Here is an 11,857-nt window from a genome sequence, read left to right on the forward strand (position 1 = left end):
ATCCTTTAATAGCTCTCAGTCGAGCAAATTCTTCAGCTCATGAAGCTTATTCAGGGCTTCTATTGGCGTCATTTCTTCCACATTCAGTTTTCTCAGGGCAGCTTCTACACGATCCGGTTTCCCTGCCTCTACCGGATTTCCACCACTGTTTCCGGGATCAAAAAGCATCATCTGAGTATAACGTGCTGAAACTTTTCCTTTTCTCCTTTTCCCGTTCTCGCTATCTTCAGCTTCCTCAAACACGTTTTCTTTTTCGAGTTCCTTGAGAATCTCATTTGCCCTTTCGATGACCTTTTCCGGGACACCTGCAAGCCTTGCAACATGAATCCCGTAACTTCTGTCTGTTGCGCCTGGCACGATTTTTCGAAGGAAGACGAGTTCATGACCCTCTTCTTTTACTGCGATGTGATAGTTTTTGACCCTTTTTAATTTCTCCTCAAGGGCAGTAAGCTGGTGGTAGTGAGTTGCAAACAGCGCCCTTACTCCTACCTTTCCCCTGTTATGCAGGAATTCCACGACGGCTTTTGCGATGCTGTACCCGTCGTAGGTACTTGTTCCCCTGCCTATCTCATCAAGCAGCACAAGGCTTCTTGGACTTGCATTATTCAGGATGTTTGCAAGCTCCACCATTTCTACCATAAAGGTGCTCTGCCCGCTTGCAAGGTCGTCGAAAGCCCCAATTCTTGTAAAGACCTGGTCAATAATCCCTATTGAGGCATGGGATGCAGGGACAAAAGAACCTGCCTGAGCCATAATAGCTATTAGCGCAGTCTGTCGCATATAAGTGGACTTTCCTGCCATGTTCGGACCTGTCACCAGCAAAAACTGGTGTTCTTTACAGTCTATTTCGGTATCATTCGGTACAAAACCGCCAGATACGGTGTTTTCAACTACAGGATGCCTTCCGTCCCGTATAAGGATCTTGCAGTCGTCCGTAAGCTCCGGCCTGATGTAATTGTTTGTTTCCGCAGTCTCAGCAAGGGTTGCAAGGACATCAAGTTCACCTGTTCTTTCGGCAGTTTCCTGAAGTTCTCTTGAATGGGCTGAAAGCGTCTTTACGATTTCCGTAAAAATCTCATGTTCGAGCGCTATAGCCTTTTCATTGGCTGTCAGGATGAGGCTCTCTTTTTCCTTTAGTTCGGGGGTAAAAAAACGCTCGGCATTTGCCATAGTCTGCTTTCTGATATAATCTTCAGGCACCTGGCTGCTGTTGGCATTGGTTACCTCTATATAGTACCCGAAAACCTTATTGTATCCAACTTTCAGGGATTTTATTCCGCTTCGTTCCCTTTCTTTCTGCTGAAAAGTTGCAATCCACTGCTTGCTGCTACTGGCAATGTCCCGCAGTTCGTCAAGCTCTGCACTGTACCCCGGCTTTATCATGCCCCCTTCCCGGACTGATACGGGCGGCTCGTCGGCTATTGCCCGATCTATCATTTCAGCCAGGTTTTCGAGTTCGGTAAATGATGCGAGCCCGACTGCAGTCTCCTTTAAAAGTTCGGATTCAACTGACCCCATAAGGGAGTCCCGGACAGGAGGCAAGGCATCAAGGGACTTTTTCAGGGCTACGAGGTCCCTTGCATTTGAATTTCCATACACTACCCTGCCTACAAGGCGTTCTATATCTCTTACCTCAGAAAGCCAGTCCCGCAGATCATAACGGAGCAAAGGATTTGCTGCCAGCTCTTCTACAGCATCAAGCCGCAGGTTGATTTTCTCTACGGAAAGCAGAGGTTTCAGAAGCCGCTTTTTCAGGATACGGCTTCCCATAGGCGTTTTTGTACAGTTCAGAATTCGGAAAAGGGAATTTTCATCTCCTTCATCCCGCACGTTTTTTACAATTTCAAGATTCCGCAGGGTTACGGAATCAAGGATCATGAATTCGGAATTTGAATAGGTCCTCAGGGTATTGATATGGGTAAGCTCCCTCATTTGCGTGGTTTGAGCATATTCAAGAGCAGCACAGGCTGAGTAGACGGCAAAGTCCAGTTTTTCACAGCCCATGCCTTCAAGAGTTTCAACCCTGAAATGGGTTTTCAACCTTTCTCCGGCTTCTCTGGAGCCTGAGATCTCAGGGGCAAATTCCTGCACAATAGTCTGGGCTCTCAGCCGATCTGCAAGATCGGGATTTCCATACAGGGAAGGAGGCAGGATGCATTCGGAAGGTCGCATACGGGCAAGCTCACTTAGAAGTTTTTCAAAATTCTCCGAATCTCGGAACTGCGTTGTAAGAAATTCCCCTGTAGAAATATCCAGAAAGGAGACCCCAATTTCCATTTCTTTTTCCGAGTTCTTGCCGGACTTTCCGACTTCCCGCCCTGCAACTGCCATCAGGTAATTGTTTGAGGCATCCGAGAACATTGAAGAATCAATTGCCGTGCCGGGCGTGACTACTCTGACAACCCCCCGCTTTACAACTCCTTTTGCCTGCTTCGGGTCTTCAAGCTGTTCGCAGATTGCTACTTTATACCCTTTATTGATTAGCCTCGGCAAATAGGTGTCAATTGCGTGGTAGGGAATTCCTGCAAGCGGCATTCTCTCTCCTGATCTATCCTTTCCCCGCGCTGTAAGCGTGATTTCGAGTTCTTTTGCAATAGTTCTGGCATCTTCCCCGAAAGATTCGTAGAAGTCACCCATGCGGAAGAAAATCAGGGTGTCTGGATATGCCTGCTTGGCTTCGTAGTACTGGCGCATTGCAGGGGTCATCATTTCAGTCATTTTTTACTCACATAAACCTTGGATCTTTCTGTGTAAAGTTGGGAGTTTTATCGGAATTCCGGATGATTTCAGGATTCCCTGGACAAAAGCCAGCATCCTCAAACTGACCAGTATACCTGATTAGTGGCTGGTAGTACTATATCTTTATTAAAATCATCCTTCTTATATATATTTAACAATTCCATATTGCAAGCTGTCTCGAAGGGGGAATTACTCTGGATCGGGAAGAACTCATCGAAGTATGTCCCGTTTGCGGAAACGCAGATTTGTATTATGAAGTTGGCGGGTATGCGGGTGCAGTTTACCACTGTAAGGAATGCGGGTATATAGGAGCTTTCATTATTGAGGCTAATGAGGAAATGATCGAGAAGATCCGGGAGAAGTATAGGCGTGAGAAAATAAATAAAAGTGAGAGTGAATGGAAGTGAGAGTGAATGGAAGTAAGAGTGAATGGAAGTAAGAGTGAATGGAAGTAAGAGTGAATGGAAGTAGGAGCGGAGAGATAAATAGAACTAATAATATATTTTTATATAAGTGTTGATCCATTAAATAATCTGGAGAAACTGGCTGGCAGAGACATTAAAGGAACCAATAAAGTTAGAAAAAGAAATTATGCATACCAGGGTCAATAATAGAATTAAAAATGTGTCAAATCATGTCACAAACAGATGTTAAATACTATATAGCCGCATTGACAACCGTCAGCATAGACATTGCTTTTTTACTTGCTCTTATGAGCCCTCAAATCATACATTGCAAATAAAAATGCCAGAATTGAGATAATAAGAATTGAATCTTCAGAAAAATCTATAAAACCTGTTTAATAAATTGGGGATACCAGAAGCCATAAACAATAAACTAAGACTTCATAAAGAACCATAGCCAAAGTAAAATAGCTCAGAGACTGAAGTGTTGAAACCTTCTCACCCATGAATTTTGCCAGAATTCAGGAAAATGCGATTAATAACATGCAATTAATAGCAGTACAATGAAGATTAAAAATAAAATTGGGAATTAAAAGCCGATTGAGCCAGAAATAATGTATATTAATGAATAAAAATATATCAAAGTTAATATCAAAATAAAAATTTGGTGGGGCCGCTGAGATTTGGACTCAGGTCGCAAGACCCCCAGCCTTGCAGGATGGACCAGGCTACCCTACGGCCCCGCAGAGTAGATTGTGTTTCTTCAATGGCAAGTCTCTTTCTTTGTTTGCCATCGTCAACTATTGTAATCAAATATGTAGTATAAATGAGTATCGGTAGAAGAATGTCTGGATATTCTTTTCCTAATTTCTTGAATTTCAATCCGGTATTAATAATTGCCATTTTTATCTGGCTATTCAGCAGGATCTTCTCTGTTAAGGTTTTTGTAAATCAACCTCGGAAGGCTTGTTAAGTATGCTTTTTGCTCTCAGGACTCGCTGGATGATGGTAATGTGGGAAAATACGGCTATAAGTACGAGAGCCCAGCCAAGAAAGCCTGAAAGTCCGCCAAGGGCAAGGATGATCATTCTTTCCGTGCGTTCGGCGACTCCGACCGAAAGCTTACGGCAGCCTGCTGATTCTGCGCGGGCACGGGTATAACTTACCAGGAAGGAACCTATAAGGGCATAACCTGCCCAGAGCCAGCTTTCAATTTGCAGGATTGGAGGGAGGGTAAGTCTGCCATTGACAACACCAGCTATTATCCCCAGGAACATCAGGCCGTCGGAGTAGCGGTCACAAACCGAATCAAGCACGCCTCCAAAAGGTGTAATCCGATCTTTTGCCCTTGCGACTCCACCGTCAAGAATATCAAAAACCCCGCTGAAAAGAATCAGGAGTCCCCCCGCAAAAGGTTTACCCAGCGCGAACGCTGCCCCCGCAGCCACGCTTACGGCAAAACCCAGTAGAGTGAGGGTATTGGGGGATAAGGGAATCAGGCGGGCAATGGGAATTATCAGCTTTCTTGCGTTGTTTTTGAGTTCGTCGAAGATTTTTAATCCCTTCCTTTTGCTGGATACTTATATAGTCACTTATAGCTACCTGTATAGCTACATGTATAATGATAATATGGTTGAACGTTAGTTATCTTTTTTGGGAAAAAATCCTGACAGGATCTTTTAATCTTCTGCTGAAGGCTTCCCACAGTCCCGGGAATATTCTTCGGACAGAATGCAGGCGCGGCAGTAAAAGAATCCCACCGGGAGCATTTTAATAATTCTTCAGTGATCTCTGGTAATTTTCAAGTGATTCCTTATCAGAAAAAACCTCTACAATTTCATAATCAGAAGGAACCTTTAAAATTTCATATATAGAAGGAACTTTTAGTAATCTCCTGTCAAAAAGGAAGTTTAATGACCATATTAAAGATACCTGTTAAATACTGGATAAGTCATGAGTTTAAAATGATCTGGAGTTGAAAAATGGAAGTAGTAGAAAAGCACAGGTCAAATTGCACAGAATGCGGACAATGCCTTGAGGTCTGTTCTCGCTACAATGACCTCGGTTTGCTTGATCGGCTTTACGGATATCTTGAGGGTAGAGCAGAAATTGATTCCGACTCCCTCCTGCGCTGCCTGACCTGTGGGCTCTGTAAGGATGCCTGCCCGGAGCGGCTGGGAATTAAAATGCTTATATCTCCTGCCAGGCAGAAGTGGGTATCTGAAAACGGGCTTACCGACAGGCAGACAATGGTAGACCCTGAAGCTGAAAATAATCTTTTCAGGAAGATAGCCGAACTGGATGAAACGCCTGAATATAAAGAAGGCTCAGGTTCTGTAGTATATTTCCCTGGCTGCGCAGGAACATACATCAACAAGATTATGGCAAAGGCTGCAATTGAACTGCTGGAGAAAGCCGCGGTCGATTACACTGTCCTGAGTGGGGTTGAATATTGCTGCGGAGCCGTCTCTGCTGGAGCCGGAGACCCTGGGCCCATACACCGAAACGGACCCCGGAACATCGAAGAAATCCGGAAAAGAAAGGCGAAAATACTTATTACGGCTTGCCCGGGATGTTTTAAGGCATTTAAAGATATCTATCCGAGAATATTTGGAGAACTCCATTTTCAAGTGCTGCACGTTTCGCAGTATCTTGAGCTTCTGATAAGGGAAGGCAAACTTACTCCTGAAACCACTCTCAAACATAGAGTATTTTATCATGATCCCTGTCATCTGACCAGAGGGATGGGGGTATACCGAGAAGCAAGAAGTGTACTTGAGCATATCCAGGGCACCGAACTTGCCAATGAAACCCCGGAAAATTCAGCATGCTGCGGCTTTGGAGGCGGGGTAAGGGTCAACTACCCATCCGAATCCCTTGCTGTGGCTTCTGACCGTTACAGGGCTGCCGAAAAGTTGGGCTGTGATACAATAATCACAAACTGCGGGGGATGCATGCAGAACCTTATTGAAGCCGGGAAGGATGAAAAGATAATGGTTTTCGACCTTACCGAATACCTTTCCCTTGCATGCGGAATAGAAATCAAGAGGGAAGATTCCAGAATGGTGGAGTTCGTCAACAAAGCTTACAGCCTTTGTATTTCATCGTACGGAAGACCCGAAGACCTGTAACCTTACCCCGATACCACCAATTTATGGTTTTTACCTTTTTAATTCTTATTTTACTCCCATTTCTTATTCCTTATTCTTGATTCGCTAAAAGCTCCTGAGAAGAATCCTGACCCTGAAAAAAACACTGATATATAAATTCTTCTTTTTATTGGAGCTTGTTATTTAGAATAATAAGAGTAATCGCAAAAAGAGGATAAGATTTCTCCAGAAAGTAAGGCTTCGGATACATCTCGAGAAGATATATAAATTAGGAGAAGTAAAAAAGAGAGTAAAATCAGTAGCTATTGCCATATAAGACTTCAAAAAAATATAGGCACGCCCCAAATTTATTTTAGGTCCGGATTTATCCAATCTCGATCAAATTTATATTCGATCTATGTTATTCCTGTAAACGTTATTCGCATTAAGGAATTTGAGGAATTTTATAAAAGTCCATTTTTGATATCTAGTATTTATATTTTTTGATAAATTCATTTTGATTTCTTCCTCAATATACTTACAGAACCCCTTATATCGAAAAGTATATATAGAACCCCTATTTTTGTTTCAGATTTTTTGAAAAAATATATATACGAGAAACGTTAACCTGTTTATTGGAGACATCTGAAAGATGAGTAATCAGACGGGATTAAATGGCACAAAAACACTCCCTCTGCTAAAATACTCATGAACCCCAGTCAGCGTAATCATGAATTCTTCATGGTTTCATTGTCTCGCTTGTGGTGATCATGGTTTCCCACACATGATCGTGAGTTTCTTCTGTGTAACCTCATGGCTCGTTCAGATGCATGAGCTTACGGCCTGAATATCATGAATAATCATGAGGATCAGGAAAGAGGCGTCTCTACAATTCAAAAATTAAAACGGAGGATGTTAACATTAGCAAAGAAGAATTGTTTCAGGAGCTTGCAGGTGCTGTAGTTTCCTGCAAGAAGGATGCAGTACTCGCTGCTGTTGAGAAAGCTAAAGGAGAACTGGAACCTTCCGAAATAATTGAAAAAGGGCTTGCTGCAGGTATGAACGAAGTAGGGGTCCTTTTTGAGAGAGGGAAATTATTCCTGCCCCATGTGATGATGGCAGCCGATGCAATGACTGCAGGCGTTACAGCCCTTAAGGATCTCATGCCTGAGGGATCCAGCTCAAAAGCAGGCGTCATTGTAAATGGTACGGTAGAAGGCGACGTTCACGATATAGGCAAATCTATTGTGTCCACCATGCTCCAGTCTGCAGGGTTTGAGGTTTATGACATCGGGCGTGATGTTCCGGTCAGGAACTTTATCGAGAAGGCAAAGGAAGTCAATGCTGACATGATAGGACTCTCAGCTCTTATGACCACAACTCTTCAGGGCCAGAGGGACGTTATCGAACTCCTCAAAGAAGAAGGTCTGAGAGACAGAGTAAAAGTTATGGTCGGTGGTGCACCCGCAACCCAGGCATGGGCTGAGAAGATCGGTGCAGACTGTTATGCCGAAAATGCAAGTGAAGCTGTCGCAAAGGCAAAAGAGCTGCTGGCTTAAATCATTCTTATTCGGAGGCTACAAAAATGGCAAAAAATAATGCAGTTGCAGGATTTAATGCACTTAATGGTGTAGAGTTAAACCTTTTTACCACTGACGAACTCAAGGCAATTCACTATGCAACCATGGAAGTTCTGATGAACCCTGGTGTCCAGGTTTCTGACCCCGAAGCAAGGCAGATCTTCAAAGAAAATGGCTGCGAAGTTGATGAAAAGACTAACGTTGTAAAGATCCCTGAATATTTAGTAAGGAAAGCTCTTCAGCTCGCACCCTCCAGATTCGTCCTCTGGGGCCGTGACAAGAAAAACAACACTGTCCAGGAATGCGGCGGCAAAGTGCACTGGACCTGTTTCGGTACCGGCGTGAAAGTCTGCAGATATCAGGACGGTAAATACGTAACTGTCGACTCCGTTGAACAGGACATTGCAGACATCGCAAAACTCTGTGACTGGGCAGAAAACATTGACTACTTCGCCCTCCCGGTTTCTGCAAGAGACGTTGCAGGCCAGGGTGCACAGGATGTCCACGAGACTCTCACACCGCTTGCAAACACCTCAAAACACTACCACCACATCGACCCTGTAGGCGAAAACGTCGAGTACTACCGTGACATCGTAAAGGCTTACTACGGCGGCGACGAAGAAGAAGCAAGGAAAAAACCCATTTTCTCAATGTTGCTCTGCCCGACCAGCCCGCTCGAACTCAGTGTAAACGCCTGTCAGGTTATCATAAAGGGTGCTCGCTTCGGAATGCCGGTTAACGTTCTGAGTATGGCAATGTCCGGCGGCTCGTCACCTGTTTACCTTGCGGGAACCCTTGTTACCCACAATGCCGAAGTCCTTTCCGGAATTGTGCTTGCCCAGCTGACAGTTCCAGGAAGCAAGGTGTGGTATGGAAGTTCCACAACTACCTTCGACCTGAAGAAAGGTACTGCCCCTGTCGGATCTCCCGAACTCGGCCTGATAAGCGGCGCTGTCGCGAAACTTGCCCAGTTCTATGGCCTACCCTCCTATGTGGCAGGCACCTAGTCTGATGCCAAGATCCCTGACAACCAGGCAGGACACGAAAAAACCATGACTACTCTCCTTCCAGCCCTTGCAGGAGCAAACACCCTGTACGGAGCCGGTATGCTTGAGCTCGGTATGACCTTCTCTATGGAACAGCTCGTTATTGACAACGACATTATCAAGATGACCAAAAAAGCTCTCCAGGGAATTCCTGTTTCAGAAGAAACCCTTTCCGTTGAATCTATCCAGAAAGTAGGCATTGGGAACAATTTCCTCGCCCTGAAGCAGACCAGGCAGCTTATAAACTACCCGTCCGACCCCATGCTCATTGACAGACGCATGTTCGGAGACTGGGCCGCAGCAGGCTCAAAAGACCTTGCAGCAGCTGCACATGAAAAAGTTGTGGACGTTCTTAAGAACCACCAGGTAAAACCCATCGACGCAGACATCCTTAAGGATATGCAGGCTGTCGTGGACAGGGCTGACAAAGCCTTTAGAGGCATGTAAACAGGATATCAGGAGATCTAAAAATGGCAAGCAAAGAAGAAATCATTGCAAAAGCAAAAGAAGCAATTACCGAGTTCGATGAAGAAATGGCTGCAGAAGTCGCAGAGGAAGCCCTTGCTGCAGGAATTGACCCTGTAGAGCTTATTGAAAATGGATATACTGCAGGCATGCAGGAGGTAGGAGAACAGTTTGAACAGGGAGCCCTTTTCCTGCCCCACGTAATTGCAGCCGCAGAGGCTATGAGTGCAGGTATAGAAGTTATCACGCCGGAAATGGAGAAGCGCAAGTCCCAGACAAAGAGCCTCGGAACTGTTGTTGTCGGGACCATTGAAGGCGATATCCACTCCATCGGCAAGGACATTGTTGCTTCCATGCTCAACATTGCAGGTTTCAAAGTTGTGGACCTCGGAAGAGATGTCCCAATTAAGAACTATGTTGATGCTGTAAAGGAATTCAATCCACAGGTTGTCGCATCCTCCGCACTTATGACAACCACAATGGTAAACCAGATCCAGATCGAAGAACAGCTGAAAGAGGCAGGTATCCGCGACCAGGTAAAGACTATGGTCGGGGGTGCTCCTGTTACTCAGGACTGGGCAGACAAGATCGGTGCTGATATCTACGGTGAAAGCGCCAACGATGCCGTCAGCAAAATAAAAGCAGCCCTGAAAGTCTGATAAAGCAGCCTTCGCAAATGGTTAAAACTGTAGAAAATGTGTTCTTCGGAACGCATTTTCTGCCACTGTTTATTTGTGCAGTTTTTGCTAACCCTTAATGTGGACATAAGCAAGAAATCTCTTGCAGAGATTCGCAGGCTGCACCTGAAGTCTGTGGAATAGGGATCTGGGAGACCCCCTGCCCTGAGGGAGTTCCACAGTATTCTGAAAAATGGAGGGAACTTTTGTGGATTTGAAGACTTTAAAAAAACAGGAAAGTAAAAGAAAAATCAGTAAAGGGTATATGTGGGCCCTTTTCTGTGCTATTTTCTGGGGTATCTGGTATCTGCCAGGCACTGTTGTCTGGGTACTCAACCCATTCGATGAAATGTATGCTACCATTGCCGAAGTAAGCGGAGATGGTATGTCCCTTGTTGTTACTGCTGTTCTGATCACTGCCTTCAATGCGCTCACTGTTATGCTTGCGCTTATGCTGTGGAATGGAGTGCTTGGAAAGTACGGAGAACTGGGTAGGACCCTTAAGGAATTCCATCCCTGCTCCAAATGGTTCTTCTTAGCCTCTATCTTCGGCGGCCCGATGGCAATTCTCGGTTCCTTTATTGCTATGGGCTTTATAGGAGGAGCATTTGCAGCCGTTGCCGGCCTTCTTTATCCTGTAATAGGTTCGATTCTTGCCTATTACTGGTATGGAGAAAAGATCTCAAAGAGAGCAGTAATCGGTATTGGAATCATCGTTCTTGGAGGCATTTCTATTTATGGTGGTGGACTTCTGACAGAACTTTCTTCAGGTAATGTCCCCTGGATAGGATACCTCGGAGGTTTGATGGCTGCTGCCGGCTGGGGCATTGAAGGTGCAATTGCAGGAAAAGGACTTGACATTGCAGAGCCGGACGCGGGGCTCACCCTTCGCTTCCTTGGAGAAAACATAATCTGGTGGATTATTATAGTGCCGATCCTGGCAATCCTTGGCTTCCCGATGTATTCATTTGCATTCCAGGTCTTCGAGCCTTTAACGATGTTGATCCTGGTTTTTGCAGGTCTTACATTTGGTTTCTGTTATGTCACCTGGTACAAATCTTTCCCGCTTATAGGAGTTGGAAGAGGTCAGGGCATTGGAAACCTGTACGGGTTCTGCGCGGTCATATTCATATTCCTATTCTTCGGAGATATACCGGATTGGACTATTATTGTAGGTGGCTTGCTCTGTATCACAGGGAGTTTCATTATGTTTACTGAAGACTCAAGTGCACTTGAGACTCTAAGAGGTGAATGAAATGAGCGAAAAACGCCCTATTAAGTTCAGGATCCTGGAATTTTTCCTGGATGGGAAAGCTTACTGGAACTACGAGATCGTTTCGAAGATCCAGGAAGAATACGGTATGAAGAGCAGCTACGGCAGGGATAGCATCAATTTCGATATTATCGAACTGGCATCCGGAGGGATGTTAAAAGACCTGGAGCAGAAAGTTGATGAGAGCGGAATCTACAAAAAAGGTTTCCTTCTGCACAGGTACAAGATAACTGACTTCGGGATAACCCGGGCATCCGATGCCTGCCTTAGAGGCCTATAATCTTAAAGAGGGAAAAATATGACACAAACAGCAATGGCTATGGAAGCCTACAACGCTTACTGGGCGAATTCTTTCTTACCGGCAGCCCATATTATGTGGATGGTTTTGATCCTGATGCTGGCGATAGTAGCCCTCTGGCAGGCCAGAACCTTTGTATCCAAGTTTTGAACCCCGGATTACAGCTTATAAATCAGACTATCAAAGATAACGAAAAAGGTGAGATAAAAATGGCAACTGAATATGCTTTGCGTATGGGAGACGGCAAACGCGTCTTCCTCACAAAAGAGAAAATCATGGAAGAGAT

At 44.9% G+C, this 11,857-nt stretch carries 9 protein-coding genes, 1 tRNA gene and 1 pseudogene; 8 read left to right on the forward strand and 3 right to left on the reverse strand.

Features of this window, described 5'->3' with window-relative positions; all coding sequences use genetic code 11:
- Nucleotides 1–15: 15 nt before the first annotated feature.
- The gene (gene mutS, locus EQO05_RS05605) at nucleotides 16–2,718 is read right to left on the reverse strand and encodes a DNA mismatch repair protein MutS (RefSeq protein WP_128504544.1); all 2,703 of its coding nucleotides are present in this window, start codon (nucleotides 2,716–2,718) and stop codon (nucleotides 16–18) included.
- A 266-nt stretch (nucleotides 2,719–2,984) separates the two neighbouring features.
- On the opposite strand from mutS, the gene EQO05_RS05610 reads away from it, so the two are divergent.
- On the forward strand, nucleotides 2,985–3,146 hold the full coding sequence (locus tag EQO05_RS05610) for a hypothetical protein (protein WP_240664354.1): 162 nt from the start codon (nucleotides 2,985–2,987) through the stop codon (nucleotides 3,144–3,146).
- A 662-nt stretch (nucleotides 3,147–3,808) separates the two neighbouring features.
- Here EQO05_RS05610 and EQO05_RS05615 read toward each other — a convergent pair.
- Both EQO05_RS05615 and EQO05_RS05620 read right to left on the reverse strand, forming a co-directional pair.
- Nucleotides 3,809–3,886: transfer RNA gene (locus EQO05_RS05615), tRNA-Pro, on the reverse strand.
- A 192-nt stretch (nucleotides 3,887–4,078) separates the two neighbouring features.
- On the reverse strand, nucleotides 4,079–4,642 hold the full coding sequence (locus EQO05_RS05620; RefSeq protein WP_205793712.1) for a CDP-alcohol phosphatidyltransferase family protein: 564 nt from the start codon (nucleotides 4,640–4,642) through the stop codon (nucleotides 4,079–4,081).
- 483 nt (nucleotides 4,643–5,125) lie between these two features.
- Here EQO05_RS05620 and EQO05_RS05625 point away from each other — a divergent pair, with 483 nt between their 5' ends.
- From EQO05_RS05625 to EQO05_RS15460, 7 genes and pseudogenes are all read left to right on the forward strand, one after another.
- Nucleotides 5,126–6,274, forward strand: a complete 1,149-nt coding sequence (locus EQO05_RS05625; protein WP_128504550.1) for a (Fe-S)-binding protein — start codon at nucleotides 5,126–5,128, stop codon at nucleotides 6,272–6,274.
- An 878-nt stretch (nucleotides 6,275–7,152) separates the two neighbouring features.
- The gene (gene mtbC, locus EQO05_RS05630; protein WP_128504552.1) at nucleotides 7,153–7,791 is read left to right on the forward strand and encodes a dimethylamine corrinoid protein MtbC; all 639 of its coding nucleotides are present in this window, start codon (nucleotides 7,153–7,155) and stop codon (nucleotides 7,789–7,791) included.
- A gap of 26 nt (nucleotides 7,792–7,817) precedes the next feature.
- Nucleotides 7,818–9,305: pseudogene (mttB, locus tag EQO05_RS05635) on the forward strand ([trimethylamine--corrinoid protein] Co-methyltransferase).
- 23 nt (nucleotides 9,306–9,328) lie between these two features.
- The gene (locus EQO05_RS05640; RefSeq protein WP_128504554.1) at nucleotides 9,329–9,982 is read left to right on the forward strand and encodes a B12-binding domain-containing protein; all 654 of its coding nucleotides are present in this window, start codon (nucleotides 9,329–9,331) and stop codon (nucleotides 9,980–9,982) included.
- Nucleotides 9,983–10,193: 211 nt separating this feature from the next.
- On the forward strand, nucleotides 10,194–11,255 hold the full coding sequence (locus tag EQO05_RS05645; RefSeq protein ID WP_205793706.1) for a DMT family transporter: 1,062 nt from the start codon (nucleotides 10,194–10,196) through the stop codon (nucleotides 11,253–11,255).
- Between the two features lies 1 nt (nucleotide 11,256).
- A complete protein-coding gene (locus EQO05_RS05650; RefSeq protein WP_128504558.1) occupies nucleotides 11,257–11,553 on the forward strand; it encodes a hypothetical protein in 297 nt (98 codons plus the stop codon).
- 18 nt (nucleotides 11,554–11,571) lie between these two features.
- On the forward strand, nucleotides 11,572–11,721 hold the full coding sequence (locus tag EQO05_RS15460; RefSeq protein ID WP_164888474.1) for a hypothetical protein: 150 nt from the start codon (nucleotides 11,572–11,574) through the stop codon (nucleotides 11,719–11,721).
- The last annotated feature ends 136 nt before the right edge of the window (nucleotides 11,722–11,857 follow it).

It is taken from the genome of Methanosarcina sp. MSH10X1, assembly GCF_004099695.1.
GTDB lineage: Archaea > Halobacteriota > Methanosarcinia > Methanosarcinales > Methanosarcinaceae > Methanosarcina.